The 18094-nt window shown below is 71.8% G+C and carries 9 protein-coding genes and 1 tRNA gene; 1 reads left to right on the top strand and 9 read right to left on the bottom strand.

Going from position 1 to position 18094, the window contains the following annotated elements; translation table 11 throughout:
* Positions 1–98 precede the first annotated feature (98 nt).
* A tRNA-Pro gene (locus HN013_RS06060) sits at positions 99–172 on the top strand.
* A gap of 352 nt (positions 173–524) precedes the next feature.
* On the opposite strand, the gene HN013_RS06055 is transcribed toward HN013_RS06060, so the two are convergent.
* The 9 genes from HN013_RS06055 to HN013_RS06015 all read right to left on the bottom strand — a co-directional run bounded on the left by HN013_RS06055 (position 525) and on the right by HN013_RS06015 (position 17892).
* Positions 525–1652: a hypothetical protein gene (locus HN013_RS06055; protein ID WP_171163741.1), complete on the bottom strand. Its 1128-nt coding sequence runs from the start codon at positions 1650–1652 to the stop codon at positions 525–527.
* Positions 1649–2785: a hypothetical protein gene (locus tag HN013_RS06050; RefSeq protein WP_171163739.1), complete on the bottom strand. Its 1137-nt coding sequence runs from the start codon at positions 2783–2785 to the stop codon at positions 1649–1651. Before HN013_RS06050 ends, HN013_RS06055 begins: the two co-directional genes overlap by 4 nt.
* Positions 2782–6513, bottom strand: a complete 3732-nt coding sequence (locus HN013_RS06045) for a hypothetical protein (RefSeq protein ID WP_171163737.1) — start codon at positions 6511–6513, stop codon at positions 2782–2784. Before HN013_RS06045 ends, HN013_RS06050 begins: the two co-directional genes overlap by 4 nt.
* Positions 6510–8855, bottom strand: a complete 2346-nt coding sequence (locus tag HN013_RS06040; protein ID WP_171163735.1) for a hypothetical protein — start codon at positions 8853–8855, stop codon at positions 6510–6512. The genes HN013_RS06045 and HN013_RS06040 overlap by 4 nt, the downstream gene beginning before the upstream one ends.
* Positions 8856–8929: 74 nt before the next feature.
* Positions 8930–11680 (bottom strand): DUF6603 domain-containing protein, encoded by a 2751-nt coding sequence (locus HN013_RS06035; RefSeq protein ID WP_312018512.1) that lies wholly within the window; start codon positions 11678–11680, stop codon positions 8930–8932.
* Between the two features lie 143 nt (positions 11681–11823).
* Positions 11824–13479, bottom strand: coding sequence for a hypothetical protein (locus HN013_RS06030; protein WP_171163733.1), 1656 nt, complete (start codon positions 13477–13479; stop codon positions 11824–11826).
* A gap of 53 nt (positions 13480–13532) precedes the next feature.
* On the bottom strand, positions 13533–15263 hold the full coding sequence (locus HN013_RS06025) for a hemopexin repeat-containing protein (protein ID WP_171163731.1): 1731 nt from the start codon (positions 15261–15263) through the stop codon (positions 13533–13535).
* Between the two features lie 894 nt (positions 15264–16157).
* Positions 16158–17381, bottom strand: coding sequence for a beta-ketoacyl synthase (locus HN013_RS06020; protein ID WP_171163730.1), 1224 nt, complete (start codon positions 17379–17381; stop codon positions 16158–16160).
* Positions 17382–17649: 268 nt separating this feature from the next.
* A complete protein-coding gene (locus HN013_RS06015) occupies positions 17650–17892 on the bottom strand; it encodes a phosphopantetheine-binding protein (protein ID WP_171163728.1) in 243 nt (80 codons plus the stop codon).
* Positions 17893–18094 lie beyond the last annotated feature (202 nt).

Raw genomic sequence — 18094 nt, 5'->3', positions numbered from 1 at the left:
GGATCCGCTCCCACAAAGCCGTGCGCGACCACCCCACGGGGTGCGGTATTGTTCTCTTGCGCGGTCGGCAGGGGCACGAGCCCGAGCCGGACGAGCACCGGGACGTGGCGCAGCTTGGTAGCGCACTTGACTGGGGGTCAAGGGGTCGTGGGTTCAAATCCCGCCGTCCCGACACGGTGAAAGAAGCCTCTGACTAGCGGGAAACCGCAGGTCAGAGGCTTTTTTTATGCGGCCTTCGGCGAGATACCGGCTGAGGGCGGTGCCGGCCGGGTGGGTCGACCGGCGGTGGCGGCGCAGGTGCTCGTAGAAGCGTCTGACGACCGCCACCGTCACGGCGGCCGAGTACGACGCCTTCCGCCGCGCCTGCGGGGTGGACGAGGTGAGTCCCGCGCCGGAAGCCGGGCCCGCCCGTCGACGCCGTGCCGACCACGGCGCCGGGCAAGCCGATCCGGATCGGGTACGCCCGACGCCCACCGCGCAGCAGGGGTTCGGCGTCTGAGTGCGGGGCAGTGTGGAGGGATTGTTCAGCTGCCGTGGGGCTGCTCCGGCAGAAGCGGGCCGCTGCCGTACGGCAGCCACGTCAGGCCGAAGTCGTCGCCCTCCGCGCCCTGCGCGGTCACCACCACCGTGGAGCCGTGCGCGACCGGCAGATGGAACGGGGTTTCCGAGGGAAGACGCGAGCTGTCCTGGTTGTCCGAGACGAACTGCTGCCCGTAGACAGGCGTGCCGCTCGCCAGGACTGATACCCGCAGCGAAGCCGGGGTGCGACCGGTGTGCGCGCGGACGTGGCCGAGCAGTACCCCGTCGGCGGTCGCGGTGTAGCGGGCCGGGGTTCCCGGCGTGGGGGCGTCGAGTTCCTGGCTCGTACCGAAGAGGTGTACGCGTCCCGCCGCTTGCAGGCCGGTGACCCGTAGATGCGGCCTGGCCACCGTCACAAGGGTGGTCAGGACCCGTTCGGCCCCGGATCCCGGAAGTGTCGCCGCGAGCCGGAAGACGGTGGTGTCGTGCAGCGGTGGTGAGGTCCAGGTGCCGTCGGCGGTGACCGGTACGGGCCTGCGGCGGTTCCAGGCCATCGTGTACGTGGCGGGGGAACCGCGCCACGTGAGGACGACGCTCTCTCCGTTCTTCACGTGGAGCCGGTCGGGCCGCAGGTCGCGGAAGACGAACCCTTCGGGGAACTTCGCCAGCGCGAGGTCGCGGCCGCGCGTGGCCCAGCCCGTCCCGTCGCCGGAGGCGGAGGTCTCCTCGGTGATCCGGATCCGCGAGGTGCCGGTCGCCGTGTTGACCCGGATCTGTCCGAGCGTGACGGTCAGCGGGGTCACCCCGGCCAGCCAGCCCTGGCCGCGCGCCGGGGTGAACGTGAACGCCGCCTCCCCGGGCGGTGTCGTCGCGGTGGCGCTCCAGCCGCCACCCTGCTCCTCGCCGTCCCCTCCCGTCACCGCCGCGGTGAGCGAGCCGGGCGCCGAAGTGAGCTCGCCGGGGCCCGCGCCGGTGGGCACCGCCACCACGATCCGCCGGCAGTGCGCGGGGCGGGCGCCCCCGCGCACGGTCAGCCGCAGGGTGGCGGTACCGCCCACCTGGAACGGGTCGGGGTCGGTCTCCAGGGCGTACGACAGCAGCGTGTCGTCGCCCGGTGTCCGGGAAGCGCTCACCGGTCGATCACCTCGAAGGTGCCGGCTCCCTGCGGCAGCCACACCAGTTGCAGGGTGTCGCCGTTCTGCCCGCCGAAGTGCAGCAGCACCTCGGCGCCTTCGGGCACCGGAATGCTGACGGGCGTCTCCGTGGGCGGCCCGCTGCTGTTGTCGGAGGTGAAGCGCATCGTGTACTCGTTCGCCCCGGCCCGGTAGACGGTGGCGGCCAGTGTGGAGCCCGCCGCTCCGCTGGCCGCCTGCAGAAAGCCGAGCAGGGTGCCGTCGGTGCCGGCCCGGTAGAACTGGGAGGTGCTCACGGCGGGCACGGCGACCTGTTGGCGGGCACCCTGCAGCCGGGTGGTGCCGTTCACGTCCAGGTCGCCGACGAGGAGGTTGGGGCGCTCGACCGTGACGGCGGTGGTCAGCGCGTGGACCAGCGGGGCGCCACCGTTGCTGTCGTCGGTGGCGACCAGCATGAAGCCGGTGGTGCGCTCCAGAGGCAGGGACACCCAGCTGCTGTCCTGGCTGACGTCCTGGGACTCGTTCTCGCCCCAGTGCAGCACGTACGCCGGGCCGCGGCTGCGCTCCCAGGTCAGGGTGACCCTTTCGCCGTTGCCGACGGTGACCTGGTCCGGGCGGAAGTTGCCGACGTGGAAGTCCGCGGGCCATTTGTTGACCGGAAACGTGGTCGCCCGCTCCTGGTAGCCGCCCCCACTGGCCGGCGCCGTCGATTCGGTAACGCTGATCGTGGCGGTGCCGACGGCCTCGTTCACCACGATGTACGAGACGACGAAGGTCACCTGGAAAGTGCCGTCGAAGACGGGCTCACGACCGGGCTCGAAGGTGACGACGAGCTGCTCGCCCTCGCGCTTCACCGTGGAGTCCCAGCCACCGCCGTGCCCAGGAGCCGATCCGCCCTCGGTGCCGGTCCACAGGTCCTCCGGCGCGGTCACGGTGAGGTCCTCGGGCTTCACGCCGAAGGGCAGCGCGATCCGGATCCACTCGCACTCGGCGGGGGCGTCGGCCCGTCCGCCGACGGTCAGTTCCAGCCGGACCGTCTGCCGGTCGTCCCCGGCGCTGACGTTCACGACACCGGGGACCGTGCGCAGGCCGTAGGTGAGCAGGGTCTCCTGGGAGCGGGCGTACCGGATCACGAGGGGTCCTCCCCAAAGGCGGCCGGGCGCAGCATCAGATAGCCGGCGCGGGCGTGCGGCAACGGGTCGTCGGGGTGCGGGGCGGAGTCCGCGGCGAGCAGCGGGCGTTCCGTCCACCGCGTGGCGCCGTTGTCGGTTTCGGGCTCGGCCCAGCTCCACTCCCCGTGCCAGGCGGCCGGGCGGATCATCACCAGGGCCTCGCCGTCGTCGGTCCGGCTCGGCTCGCCGCCTTCCGCGGGAGCGGCGGGGGTACGGACCGGGGCGAGGAGCGGGCCGAGCCGGAAGGCCGCCCGGATGCGGCGCACCGCGGCCTCGACCTGCTCGGCGGGCAGGGCCAGTTCGGTCACCGGGAGGATCCCGGTCGTGGCGTGCACCGGGTTGTACGGGTCCGCGAGGACGGTGATGCGGTGGGTGACCTCTTCCCCGGGCGGGCGCGCGGGCAGCGTCAGCGACGCGCCGTTGCCGATGTCGGCCAGGTACGGGTCGTCGACCTCGGGCGTGTGGACGTACAGGGTGCGGTAGTCGGTGGGGCCGCCCGGCCCGGTGGGGCTCGCGTAGTAGCCGACCAGTCCGTCGGTCAGCAGGGACGGGTCGCCGAGCCGTACTTGCCAGGTGTAGTCGGGGTACTTCTCCGGCAGGGGTTTCAGTGCGTGATGCCAGCCGGGGTTGGTGAAGGGAGCGCCCTTGAGCTCCAGGTCGAGCCGGGCCCGGTAGACCGCCACAGGGCGGCCGATGAGCCGGGCCGGGGTCGCGACGTCACCGGTGGTGGCGTCGGTGGTGTCGGAGAGGCGGGCGTCGAGGGTGGCCATCAGCGCGGTGAACGGGCCGGTGGGGCCGAGCAGTTCCAGGATCACCTCGGCCAGGTGCGGGTGGTCGTCGGCGATGTCCTGTGCCCGGGGGTAAGGGGAGGTCGGCAGCGGGGTCCACTCGGTCTGCCGTGGGCCTTGCGGGGGAAGGATCACGCGCAGTTCCCCGAGCGGATCGCCGCCGGGCCCGTACACCAGCAGCGTGTCGTCCAAGTGGTTGACGAGCAGCCAGCCGGACAGCGGTGAGCCGGCGTCCGGGGTGGATGCCGCGCTGTCCGCACCGGACTCGATGCGCAGCCGGGTCCTGGCTTCCTGCAAAAGCCGTGGCGGCAGCTGTACGAAGCGGGAGGGCGAGTCGATGTCCGGCTTGAGCGGGACGCTCGGCGTGGCGTCCTCGCTGACCACGGGGCGGAATTGCAGGTGCCGGTCGCCGTCGGTGGCGGTGAGGACGGCACACCGGCCGAACCGGTCGATGATGCGCAGGTCCCGGAAGTAGAACTGGCCGGCGCGGACCGGCTGGAACCGGAACTCCGCGTCGTCGTCGAGAGGCCCCGGTGCGGTGACGTGCCCGGCTTCGCCGATGAGCGGGGCGATGTCCTTCGGGGTCACCTCACGCACGCCGGTGTCCTGCATCAGCAGGTGATCATTGAAGCCGTCGAGCGTCTGGGACAGCATGTCGAGGTCGCCGGCCGCGGTGCGCAGCCCGGTCAGCGCCGCCGCGTCGGCGGGTGCGTAGGTGCCGGTCAGCCGTTTCGTCTGGGCGGCCAGCACGTAGGGCACGCTGGGGGTGAGGAACGCGCGGTTGGCGAAGGAGATCCACTCGGGTCCGTCCTGGCCGTTGCCGGGGTCGGCGCCGGTGCCCAGCCAGGTGTACGTCTCGCCGTCGAAGCTCCAGTGGCGGTGGCGGCCCTCCCTCGTTTCGAAGGGGGCGGGGCAGTAGCGCAGGTCCCACTGGAGGTACATGGGCAGCCACGGCTGGCGCCACACGGCCAGGTACTCGGCGGGTGTGCCGCGCAGGTACCGCTCGGGGGTGGCGAGCGCGGTGTGCAGGGCGCTGCGCTGCGGATCGTCCGGGCCGGGGGTGCGGGCAGCCCGGTCGAGCAGCGCGAACTCGGCGAGCAGCGCCCGGCCCGGCGTGGGCAGCACCGGAAGGTCGAGCGGCCGGGGTTCGGGGAGGTCCAGCGGGGGCAGCTCGGCGGGCGGCGCCCACAGGTCGCCGTCCACGAGCATCGCCTCAAGGAGCCTGTCCACGGTCCGGCAGGGCAGCGGGTCGTCCGGCTCGCGGGTCAGTGGCGCCTTGACGCCGGCGCCCTCGACGAGCACCACGGGGTCGCCGGTGCGGTGGTAGGAGTCGTGGAAGGTGCGACGCAGTTCCAGTTCCCGGGGCAGTCGACGCCGCGCGCTGTAGGCGTCGATGGCGGCCTGGACCTCTTCCGAGGTGGTGCCCTGGGGGATGGCCTTCGCGAGCTCGGCGAGGCGGCCGGCGGCGGTGGCGGCCCGGTGGGCGAGGCTGCCCGCTGTCTGCGGTTCGAGCTCGGCGTCGGCTTCCGCGTCGAAGCCTTCGGGGTGGGTGCCGGGCAACTGCCGCAACCACCACAGGGTACGCAGTCGCTCGCGCAGCCCCGCCAGTTCGATGGTGGTGGCGTCGAACTCCCGCTGGTCGGCGTTGAGCTGGTCCAGCCAGCCCGGCAGCTGACGGGCGCGCGCGGGCACCGGACTGCCACGGCCGTCCCCGTTGCCGTCGGCGCCGCCGGGCCGGGGCACGATGGTCCAGGTGGTGCCGCCTGCCGAGGCGCCGAACGTCGCGGTGTGCGCGGCGCGTTCCAGTTCGGCCTCGCCGTCGGGGAGGTCGTAGGCGTCGATGGTGCCGTGGTAGAGCGCCTTGACCAGGCCCGCGGTACGGGCCGACCGGGTCCGGTCGGCGGTGAGCGCGGCGAGCGCGTCGGCGGTGCTGTGCCCGACGGCGACCCGGGGAACGTAGTGGTCGGGCCGGTCCGACTCGGGTTCGTTGCCGTAGTACTCCCAGGTGATGCCGAGCGCGGTGCCGCTGTACACGGTCCGTACCGGGGCGGGATTCCCGGGGTTCGCGCCGTCGTCCTCGACGTCGGTGAAGCCGGGCAGCGTCCAGCCCAGCGCCCGCAGCACACCGGCGGCACCGTCAACGTCCGGCGGGAGCAGGCCGGGGATGTCGGCGGCCCGTCGCAGGATGTCCTTGTCGTCGTCGGAGTACCAGCCGACGACGGCGTAGCCGAGGGTGGTGTCGGCGGGCTGGTTGTGGCCGGACCCGGCCAGGTCCTGGAGGGTGTCGTGGAAGGAGAACACGTTCGGGTGGTAGGGCTGGAAGGCCGCGAAGGCGGGCAGCCCCGGCCCCACCGCGGTCAGGAACAGCTCGACCGGCTCGGGCTCCTCCCACGGCTGTTCCCGCAGGTCGACGGCGCGGCCGAGCCAGTCCCTGCGGGCCTTGCCGGTCGCCGGGTCGGCGGACAGGAAGGGGGCGTGGCCGGCGCCGTGCGCGCTGTCGTAGTGGCCGATCTCCAGGTAGTCGCTGTGCACCACCCAGGCGGCGGCCCGTACCGACCCGGCTCCGGGGCGCCCGGACGGCACGGTGTGGTGGCGTACCACCAGCCATCGGTTGGGCACCAGCGGGAAGGTCGTCTCCCCGGTGTCCGGGTCGTAGTGCCCGGTGGCCAGCGCCTCGGGCAGCTGCCACTGCAGATACACGCCGTTGTCGGGGAGCGAGGTGCTCTGGCCGGGAGCGGGCTCGGCGGGCTCCTTGTCCCGCAGCATCTTGCGGAAGTCCGGACGGAACCGCTGGAACGAACCCGGCCCGCGCACCTGCTCGTTGACGACGAGGGCGTGCAGCTGTACGGGGACGATCAGGTCCGGCGCGGCGGCGGGAGCGCTGACGGGGGAGTCGGTCATGCGATGCTCCGGTCGTGGTCGGCGGGGGTGGGGGCCGGTGCGGTGACCGGAGTGGAGCCGGTGGCCGGGCGGGGCCTCAGCCGTTGCAGCTGCGGGGCGTTGACCAGGTTCACGGCGAACTGGGCGGGAGTGAGGTCTTCGAGGCCCTCCTGCCCGAACGCGGCCGCGAGCGCCGGCACCAGGCCGTCGGCGCCGCGCAACCTCAGCACGTCGTCCCGGATGTCGCCGGTCGGACGGCGTCGTAGGTGGCGGGTGAAGACGGTCCCTTCACCGGGGTCGTCCAGGGACGGGTAGGTGGCGTCCAGAGGTTCGCCCGGAGCGGGCGCGCCCGGGCCGCCGATGCTGCGCATCGAGATGACGTCCCCATCGTCGATGCCGAAGTGGATGCCCTGGCCCGGCTCCAGGATCTCCACGGTGTCGGGGACGGCGTCGAACAGCACGAGCAGGGTGTCCTCGGCGATCACGTCGTGCCGCAGCACCGCCACCGGTGCCCCGTCGAGGGAGGGGGCGAGCGGGAAGTCCGGCCAGGCCCGCACCAGGGCGGAGCGGATCAGCAGGCCACCGGCGGGCACCTTGCCCGGGGTGCGCCGGGCGGCGACCGCCGTGCGCAGGTGCGGGTCGAGTTCGCGGTCGGCGCTGGTGTGCAATCCCAGGTCGGCGGCGCCCGCGACGACGGCCGCCAGCCAGGTCTCGTCGATGCGGAACATCCGCAGCGACTCGGCCGGCAGCATCCGCTCGTCCGGTACGAGATGGCTGAAGGGGATGCCGTGCAGCAGGGCGAGCCGGTCCAGCCAGTCGGCGAGCGAACGGGCGGAGCGTGCCGCGGTCGCCGACAGCAGCTCCACCGCACGCCCGCCGGTGAGCGCCGCGCGGGCGGTGGCCCGGCCGGGCCGGGCCCGCCGCCGGGGCACGGCGGGCGGGGGCTCGTCGGTGGCGGCGAGCGGTGCGGCGAACGCCTCGGCGAGCGACGTGCCGACGGGGCCGGCGAGTTCCCGCAGCCCGCCGAGCCCGCGGCCGCCCGTGGCACCGGGGCCGGTGCCGGTGCGCGAACGCACCGGGTCCCCGGCGGTCGCCCGGATCTCGGCGGCCTGGTTGGCCAGCTCCCGGCGGGCGCGGGTCATCTCGGAGGCGAAGGAGGGGTCGGCGAGTGCCGCGGTACGGCCGAGGGTCCACGCGGCCGCGTAACTGACGTCGAACAGGCCGTGCTCGGCCTCGTACACCAGGGCGTGGTCGGCGGTGGTGTGCCCCGGTTCGACGGCCTGCCCCGGGACCTCGGGAGCGGTGACCGGAGTAGCCGGGCCCCGGTACCAGGCGTAGGTGAGTTCGCCGGAGAGGGTGCGGTACGGCACCGGGACGTGGCCCAGTTCCAGCCGTCGGCGCGCGTACGTCTGGGCCGCGTCCTCGTCCCCGGCGGGCGGGGGCGGAGTGAGCCGGAGGGCGAGGTTCTCGGGGTCCTGGTGGCCGGTCTCCGGGTCCGGGCGGCTGGGGGCGACGAGCCCGCGCAGCAGCGCGCCGGTGTCCAGCGAGCCTTCGGGGTCGTGCTGGAAGGACCACGCGTGCAGCGACACCAGCCGTACCGCCCTGTGCCCGGTGGGCGGGGAGGGCACCAGAAGCGGCTCGTACCCCTCCAGCGACACCAGATGAGCCGCGTAGCGGCCGGCGGTGCGGGGGAAGCGGTTGGCGGTGACGACCGCGTACCGGCCCTCGGTGATCTCCTCACCGTCGGAGCGCCGTACGGGGCGGCGTACATCGCGCACATGCGCGAGGTAGTACATCTCGTCCTGCCAGGGCGCCACCGCCTGGAACACGGCGGCCGGCACGTCGATGGTCTGGCACTTGCTCGCCCGTACGTCCGAGAGGAGCGACGCGGCGGGCAGGGCGGGGCCGATGACGCCGGGCTCGACGGGGTGCACCAGCTCCGAGACGGTACGGGTCACGGTGTCGCCGAGCGCGGCGGGATCATCGGGCAGTTCGTCCTGGCGGAAGACCAGCAGGGCGACCCACGGCGCGTGGGCGCGCGGCGCCCGGGTGCCGGACAGTTCCCGCTCCCACGGCAGCACGGCGCGGGTCAGGGTGACGTGCGGCAGCACCGTGTCGTAGGAGCCGGCGCTGCCCGCCGCCGGGTACCGGGCGTGCACCGAGCCGTCGTCCAGGACGAACTGGGCCGGCCGGATCTCGTAGCTCTGTTCGCTGACCGGCAGCGGGGGCGCGGTGTCCAGCCGGGTGCCGTCGGCGTCATACAGCTCGTGGGTGGCCGTCACGGTGTAGACGCCCGCGCCCGCGTGCGGGGTCAAGTGGTCGTGGAAGAAGACATGGAGCTCGGGACCGTCGGTCTCCCGCACGGTGGTCACCTCCGGATGAGTGAGAGGTCGGTTCGGATCGGCGTCCTGCGGCGCGCCGGGCGCCGCCCCACCGCTCAGGCCGCGTCCGCCGTCATGGGTGCGTTGGTCATAGTGCGGCCCGCCAGGTCCGCGTAGGCCGTCAGCGGGGAGTCCGCGTTCTTGGCGGGTTCGGCGTCCAGCCGCCCCAGGGCCGCGAACACGGCGGTGCGCCGGATGACGGTCTCCTGCGCGGCAAGCGTGGTGGTGATCAACTCGACGGTGCGGTCGTCCCCCGGGCACGGGGCGGGCCCGGCGGGAGCGGCGTCCCGCAGCGGCGTCGCACCGTCCGGCAGCGGATCGAAGCCGAGGGAGCGTGAGCTGACCGGGCCGAGCCCCACGCCGAGTTCGGGCTTGGGCACCTCGAAGTGCAGCCCGGTGATCATCCCGGGGATCAGCCCCTCCTCCCGCGCCGCCTCGGCCGGGTCGGCCAGCGGGCTGCCCCACAGCGAGCGGGGAAGACCGCGGCGTTGCACGGTGATGCTCCAGCCGTTGTCCACGGCGTCGAAGTCGAGACCGCCCTTCCGGATGCGGACCAGGTGCCGCGAGGTGACACCGCTCTTGCGCATCGGCCGGATGTCGATGGTGTCCGCGGTGGCGTACGTCTTGTCGTTGATCCGCACTTCGGAGGCGGGCAGCGCCGACTCGGTGGAGAACGCGAAGCCGTCCGGGGACACCAGCAGCGGCGCGTCCGCAGCGGCGCGCGCTTCGCGCTCCGAGGAGTCCGCGTCCAGCAGCAGGCCCTTCTCCGTCTTGGTCCGCACCGGCGCGGGCAGCTGCATCTGGAACTCGCCCCACGGCACGGGCGGGGCGCCCGCCCGGGAGGAGCCGAAGTCGAACGAGAACGAGACGAACCACACCCGGACGGAGACCCGGCCGCCCATCGGCGGAGTCCACAGCTGAAGGTCGATGCCGACCTCGATGGAGACCCGCACCTTCACAAACCAGACCTTGATGGTGAAGGCCACGCCGATCGAGATGCCCAGCGCGATGTCCAGATAGAACGGCTTCCACTGGATGAGCGCGTCCAGATGCGCCGTGAACCAGGCGCTCAGCAGCCCCTTCTCATAGCGGGCGGCGAGTGCTCCGCCGAACATCACCGCGCCCGGCGTGAGCGCGGTGTAGCCGGAGGCGCGGACGCTGACCCGGCTGCACGGGTTCCACTCCAGGCCGAGACGGGCGGGCCTCGGGTAGTGCGGGGGCAGCGGGAACTGCGGGTGGTAGCCGCCGAGGCTGATGACGAAGTCACCGCCCCGGTCACCACCGGTCCAGATGTACACGGCGAGCCCGCCGCTGAGCGTGCAGGCCGGGTCGAAGATGTACGAGCCCGCTCCCACCGCGACGTCCAGCGCGAGCAGGTGCTGCTCGGACAGGAACGCCAGCCGCAGGTCGATGTTGAGCCGCGCGTGCTCCTTGCGGCCGGGGACGACGGTCTTCGGCAGGCTGAGGGAAGTGCGGCCCAGCAGCATCAGGTTGAGCCGGTTGCCGAACTCGACGAGCGCCAGCGCCTGCGTCTCGATGAAGCGGAAGGAGGTGAACCGCACCCCGACCGCCGCCCAGTACGAGCCCTCCTCGGGCCGCACCCAGCCCGCGCGTCCGGCGAGCCGGTCCAGCATGTCCATCGGCTCCGGTGGCTGAGGCGCGGGCTCGCCCGGGGTGGTGGGGGCGTCGTTCAGCCGGCCGATCAGGGGGAACTCGGGCAGCTGGGTGGCCGAAGGCGGGATCACCCGGCTGTTGAGGCCGAATCCGCCCGACACCCCGGTGACGGTGAACGGCGGCGGCCCGAACAGCGATCGCCCCTCCGCCAGCAACGCCTCCACATAAAGGAACACCGTGGAGTACCCCGTCGAGGCCCGCGCGAACCCGCCCGCGCCCATCACCTCCACCATGGGCGTGCTCACCCTGACGAGGCCCAGCAGCCCGCCGGCGACCGCCTCGTCCTTGCTGTCCGTCCAGCGCAGCGCCGCGTCGATGGCCATCGGCGGTGCGCTGCGGCGCAGGGCGAGAGAAGCCCCGGCCAGCCGCGGCTGAGGAATCCTCCCCAGCTTGAGCGGGATGGTCAGTCCGAGGCCGTCCAGGGCGAACACCGATCCGGCGATGCGCAGTTCACCGGTGAAGTAGATACGGAGGTACTTCTTGTCCCGGCCCCGCATGAGCGCGGCGATCTCCAGCGGCCCGTAGGACACCGGCAGCCCCGGAACGCGGATCTCCTTGTCCGGCTCCGGAGGCTCGTCCTCCTTCTCCTTTTCGACGCGCACCGCGAGGGCGGGCATCTCGCCGCCGTTGACCTTCCAGGTGAGGACTCCGGTGAAGCCCTTGGCCCAGACGTTGTCGGACATCGCGTTGGGGCGGGGGAAGACCCGTTCGGCGAGACCGTACTCGGCGAGCAGAGCGGTCAGCCGGTCCGTAGCGGTCATGTCCAGCGGGCGCGAGACGTAGATCACCCGCAGCAGCGGAAAGGTCAGTGCCCCTTCGGGGATCCCGTCGCCGACCAGCGGCAGGGTCGAGCCGTCGAATCCGACCCGTACGCTCAGCACGAACGCCGTGAGCGTGTCGCCGCCGAGCCGGGTGGTCGAGACGAACACGCCGTCGACGGGGTTCGGATCGCCCGGCTCGTCGGTGTAACCGGGGAACTGCCCGGTGATCAACTTGTCCTTACCGGGCAGGCCCTCGTGCCGGTGGACGTTCTCCAGGAACGGCACGAGTTCCTCGGGGAGCTCCAGCCCCCGTAAATCCATCTCCTCCAGAATCTGGAGGAGGGTGGTGCGCTCGCGTTCAGCCTGTGTCACGGCGGTCGTTCCCCCCTGGCCCTGCCTCGGCCGGTCCGGGTGTGTGTGGTCGGTGTGCGGGTGGGGCGGGTGTACGGGCGGGCCTTGGGGCGTACGGGATCGATACGAGCTCGGTACGGCCTCTGTATGGGCTCAGTACGGGCTCAGTACGGGCCGACGGCGATGCTCATCGGGCGCAGGCCGTCGCGCATCGGGACGGCCCGGACCATGTCGTACGTGTCGGTGTCGACCACCGCCACGGCGTTGGCATGGTCGTCGCTGACGTACGCGAAGGTGCCGGCGTAGTCGAAGGCGATGGCGTGCGGAGTGCCGGGGCCACCGGAGCCGCCGACCGGGATGCGACGGCGGACGGTGTGGGTGAGCGGATCGGCGATCAGGACGCCTTCCTTGCTGTCCCAGGGGAGGCAGTAGAGAGCGTCCTCGCCAGGCGGCACGGCCAAGGCCTTGCACCGCGGCAGCACCCCCTGGCGGACGACCGTCCCGTTCCGGACATCGAACGTGACGACGCCGTTGTCGCCGCCGGCGTGCAGATGGATGCCGTCCGGGGAGAGCGCGAGCGTGCGCACGTCGCCGCTGCCCGGGATGCGGAAGGCCTGGCGCATCCGTCCCGCCTGGACGTCGGCCTCGACGACAGCACCCTGGTGGTCGAGGACCGCACCGACGTACACGAACCGGCCGTCGGGTGAAGCGACCGGCGGGCAAAAGGCGCTCCTGATGGATGAGCCGGTCACCTCGACCGCACCGGGCGACGGCTCACCGAGGACGGCGAAAAGGTCACCGGCACGCAGCTCGACGCGCTGGGTCCGCTGGGCAGTACCGGCCCGGAAGGTGTCCAGGTGGAAAAGCGCGGTCTGATCCCGGTCGATGGCTGCGCCGTGCACCAGGGAACCGTCGGGGCTGAAGCAGACGCCGCCGTCCGGCTGCTCTCCTCCGGGGTAGTCGATGGTGGCCACGATTTGACGAGTGTTGGTGTCGACGCATTGCCGCCGCAAGTGGTGGTACACGTACAGCATTCGGCCGTCCGGACTCGTCTGCAGAGCAGCGGCGGAGTCACTGTGCGCTTCGATGTCCAGGGTCCGGACGACCCGGTCGGCGGCCAGGTCGATCACATCGATCCCCCGGCCCGCCTGCACATAGGCGAATCCGGCGGCGAATGTCGGCACCAGCCCCGGCCAGGTGGCGTCGTCGACGGGCCGGGCATCTTCGGTGACGGTACGGGTCGCGAGGGTGCCCCGGGTGAAGGCGCCACCCCGGAAGAAGTGGAACGTGCCCCGGGAGGGGTGGCGCACAGCGGCGTCGATCCCGGCGGTGAACTCCGGTGCGCGCTGGGTGAGTCCGCTCCATATCCGCTCCAGCGGCGCCGTCTCCACCACGGTCATGGCGCGCAGGTCGTAGCGGGCGCACTGGCCGCCCGCGAAGAGGTACACCTCGTTGCCCGTTCCGGCCGCCAGGGCCGCGTCGATCCCCTGCGGGAACGGCGCCGGCAGTCCGGGCAGCCGGGCGGCGATGGTGGTGACCTCGGCGACCGCTCCGTCCAGTGGGTTCAGCAGCAGGCACTGCGTACCGCGGAAGACCATCGTCCACGGGTCGGCGGTGACCAGCGCCGCGTCGAAGCCCGTACGGAACGCGGCCGGCAGTGCCGGCCATTGGCGCTCCAAGGGGCGGGCGCCGCCCGTGATGCGGCCGGTGCCCCAGTCGAACCGGGCGGTGCGCCCGCCCTGGACAGCGAAACCGGTTTCCCGGCCGCCCGGTTCGCTGACGGTGAAGAAGGCATGGAGGACGGGCGGGTTGGCGGGCATATACGGCTCCCTGCGGATGACGGGGGTGACGAGGTGGGCCGGCGGGGCAGGGCTCAGTAGGTGGTGTAGGCGAGCCGGTAGTCCTCGCTGTATTCCACCGCGAGAGAGTGGATGACGGTCGTCCGGTGGGCGGTCACGTCGACCACGGCGACACGTGCTGAAGAGCCGGTCTGCATCAGGACGTAGGCGTACGTCCCGTAGTGATTGAAGTCCAGGCTGGTGCCAGTACCGAGGCCGCCCTCCAAGCCGACCGGGATGCGCCGTACGACCGCGTGGCCGACAGGTTCGGCGACCAGGACCCCGCCGTTGTCCGCGGCGGGCAGACACCACAGTTCACGGCCGTCGGGGGTGAATTTCAGCGCGCGGCACGGCGGGAGGACGCCCTCCCACGCGATGGCGCCGGTGTACAGGTCGATCGCACAGGTGCCGCGCTCCTGGGCGACGTGGGCGAGTCGCCCGCCCGTGTCGACGGCGATGTCGAGCGGCGCGCCGGCGTCGGGAAGCCGGAACGTCTGCCGCACCTTCCGCTCGGTCAGATCCACTTCGAGGATGCGGTAACCGCCGATGGGGTGGCCGTACTGATCCACCGGGAAGTAACCGATGTACGCCATGTCACCCGCCGGCCCGAGCGCCACGGGAGGCGCGACCGGCCAGTGCTCGTCGAACCGGAGAGCGTCCTTCTCACCCTCCCGGGTCTCGTCCGGGAGCCGCGGGGACTGTTCTTCCGGGCCCTCAGGGCCAAGGACCGCAGCCGTCTCCACCGCAGTGGCGTCGTAGTCGCGGAGAGGGATCGAGGCGACGAGGGCCGGTTCGAGGGGTTCGGCGATGGTGAGCGAATACCTCCTGTAAGCCTCCGGGGTCACGAAGTACACCAGGCCGCCGTCCCGGCTGAAGGTCACCCGCCCACCGCGCATCGGTGGCTCTTTGTAGGAGGTCCAGACCGGTTGCCCAGTGACCATGTCGTAACAGGTCCAGCTACCTTGGGTGTGCGGGTAGATGAAATGTGTGTAGCGACCGTCGGGGCTGGCCGTCGGCCACCCGGAGGCATTGATCCCCAGACGCACGCCCTCCCCGGTCTCCAGGTCGAGGGCGTATGGGTAGTCGCTTGAGAGGATCACATGCCCCCGAGTGAACGCGGGCACCAGCCCCGGCCACGCCGCGTTGTCCACCGGCGCCGCGCTCTGCTCGATGGTGGTGGTGGCCAGCTTGCCCCGGACGTACGAGCCACCACGGAAGAGGTAGCAGTTGCCCGTGCCCGGGTCGAAGGTGGCAGCGTCGAGCCCGTGGATGAACTCCGGCGCCTTGGCGGCCAGTCCGCTCCACACCTCGGCTATCGGCTTCACCTCGACGGGAGCCGGTACGCGCAGGTCGTAGCGGGCACACTTGTTGCCGCTGAACAGATACACCTCATTGGCGCCGGTACCCGGCAGCGCCGCGTCGATGCCTTGCGCGAAAGCTCCCGGCAGCCCGGGAAAGCGCGCGGCGATGGTGGACACTTCACTGACCGTGCCGTCCACCGGGTGCAGCCGCAGACACTGACCGCCGCGGAACACCCACGTCCAGGGGTTGTCCGCCGGGGTGGTCAGAGCCGCGTCGAAGCCCTGCCGGAACGCCTCCGGCAACTGCGGCCAGCGCTGCGCCAGCGGGACCGCGTCGACGTCGTACATCCTGCTGTCCGTCCAGTTCCAGCGGGCGACCCGGCCTTCTTGCACCGCGTGGCCGATCCGGAGACCCGCCTCTCCGGTGGTGACCGTGAAGAACGTGTCGATCAACGACCCGGGCATGGGTGACTCCTCGCGTCCGTCCGGCCACGAATCATCACCAGTCGGCGCGCAGACCGTCAACGACGCCCTGCGCCGGCTGTGACCTGTGTCGGCCGGAAACCGATCTACCCTCGACGGCCGCCGGGCCCTGAACCGAGCGCTCCCACGACGGCTCGCTTCCCAAGCAAGCGCCAGGATGATTCCTGCACCCGGTGCCCACTGATGTGTTCGACACTGGCGTACGGCGCGGCATCAGAGGGCACACGCCGGTCAGACGGCCATTCCGGTGACCGGAGCGGCAACGGCGGGTCCACAGCTGAGGCTCGCCGGTCAGACGTGCCCTGAACTTGGCCTGAACACAGGGGCCTTCGCCGTGAGCCGGTGGAACGTTCCCGACGGGGTGCCGGCCGGCGCGTCCCGGCGACGCCGACTCAGCCGAGTAGTCGGGCTGGAACGGTTCCTCGGTGCGCGCCAGGTCTCGTCTCTCCCCGTGCGCAGGCGCACTTCCACGGAGCTGGTGCCGTCGTGGCCTACCCCGGTCAGGTCGGGTCGCGGGTGAAGCCGGCGTCGCGGTCGACCTCTCGCGGATTCATGTGCGGATAGTCGATGGCTTGCGGTTTGTGGGGCTGCTCACGCAGTGTGAGGGTCCTGTCGGCCGCGGACGCGCTCCTGGTTTTCTTACGGGTGGACCCCGAGTCCGTCCCCTTGGAGGCGGGGTTCAGCCGTGACGTGACCGATATCGGGGTCCACGGCAGCGGCTCGCTCGAACACACTCATCGCTGCGGCTGTCGCGTCAACTCCTTCCCTCATAGTGGAGTTCAGGATCACGCGAGAGCCGTTCCGTCGTCCCGGGAACACCCGAACGACTGACCACCGGGCCCCGCCTGTCCGAAGCCGGGCGTCAAACGACCAAGCTCACGGGCTATGGAAGGCGAGGACGACGTTGTGACCGCCGAACCCGAAGGAGTTGCTGAGGGCCGCGCTCACGCGCTGCTTCACCGCGGTTCTGGTGATGAGGTTGAGTTCGATGTCCTGGTCCGGGGTTTCGAGGTTGGCGGTGGGCGGGATGAGTGCGTGCCGGATACTCAGGACGGTAAGGGCGGCTTCGACGGCGCCGGTGGCGCCGAGGGAGTGCCCGAGTACGCCTTTGGTGGACGTCACGTACGGGCCGTGGGGCAGCACGTTGTGCAGGGTGTGGGCTTCGACGGTGTCGTTGAGGCGGGTCGAGGTGCCGTGCGCGTTGACGTAGCCGATGTCGCTTGCGTGGAGCCCCGCGTCAGTCAGAGCGGTGCGCATGGCCGTTTCGATACCGCGCCCTTCGGGGTGGGGTGTGGTGGGGTGGTAGGCGTCGGTAGAGGATCCGCAGCCGGCGAGCAGGGCTCGGGGACGATGCCGACGGGCGATCGAGTCCTCGGCGCGTTCGAGGATGAGAACCGCGGCGGCTTCGCCGAGGACGAATCCGTCACGTGCCGCATCGAAGGGACGTGATGCGGATGCGGGATCGTCGCAGCGGCCGGAGAGGGCGCCGAGTTGGGCGAGACCGGTCACGATCAGGGGCGTGTTGCACGCTTCGGTGCCGCCCGCGATGACGACATCGCACTGCCGGGAAGTGAGCAGGTCGCGCGCGATCACGATCGCTGTCGCGCCGGAGGCGCAGGCGGTCCCGGTGGTCAGGCTCGGCCCCTGGGCGCCGTACGCGAGGGCGACCTCGCCCGCGGGGGTGCTGGGACCGATCATCGGCAGCAGCAGCGGTGAGACCCGACGGGGCCCGAACTCCTGTAACCGCCTGCCCTGAGTCTCCCAGGTGTGTGAAGCACCCACTCCGCAGCCGATAACGACCCCTACACGGGCACCGTCCCAGGTGGCGGGGTCGAGGCCTGCGTCGCGCAGGGCTTCTTGGGCGGCGATGACGGCGAGCTGGCTGGAGCGGTCCAGGCGGTGCGCGGTACGGCGGCCGAGCGTGTCGGCGGGGTCGAAGGGGGGCAGGGAGCAGCAGAATTCGACGGGCAGACCGGCTAGCCGGTCGCTGGTGGCGGCCGTCGACTTACCGTCCAGGACCCCTGTCCAGGTGGCTTCCGCGCCGATGCCGGCGGGAGTGAGCATTCCCAGTCCTGTAACGGCGATCTCAGGCATGTTCATCGCACACCCCCTTCGCCTGCTGCCAGGTGGCCAGGGGCGACAGGGGTGTCCCCGCCGACCGGTCATGGCTGCCGGCCGGCAACAGCATCGCGCTGAACCCGGTGCCCGCGGCGTACGCGGGTCCACGGGGGGTTGCGGAGACGGCCCGCGAGAGAGGGTGGAAGAGCACCTGACACTGGTGATGTCGCGCGGTCCGGGCCCCTGCGCCCGGACCTGGGCGAGCGGTGAACGGCCTGGGGGCGGTCGCAAAGGTGCGCGGTGTCATGGTCTACGCCTGCTGCGGCCGGGCGGCGTGCGCGAGTTGCTGCGCGGCCTCGTCCAGGGTGGTGTCGAGGGTCATGCCGTCGGCGCCGGCACCGCCCCCTTCGGCTGCGATGACGGCCAGCTCGGTCAGGGACAGCGAGTCCATCTCCAGCTGGCGGAAGGTGGTCTGTGCGGTGACGTGCGAGGTGTCGATGCCGATCTCGAACAACATTGCGACGAGCTTGTCGAACATGAGGAGTGTCTCCATCGCCGGACTGAACGAGTGGTGCCGAGTGGTCCAACGGACACCACGCGCGAAAGGCACGGAGCCGCAGGGCCCCGACCGCGGTGAGGCGCATTCGTCCTGAAGAAGTCCTTTGGCGCAGCTGTCACGGCTCCCCGAGCCGCCCCGAAGCGCCCACGCTCTCGCGTCTGCCTCACCGGCCGCCGTCGATCCGGGCGCATCCAAG

The sequence above is a fragment of the Streptomyces sp. I05A-00742 genome, assembly GCF_013055795.1.
In the GTDB taxonomy this organism is placed as follows: Bacteria; Actinomycetota; Actinomycetes; order Streptomycetales; family Streptomycetaceae; genus Streptomyces.
Note: the sequence above shows the minus strand (reverse complement) of the source record. Positions and strands in the feature narration are given on the sequence as shown.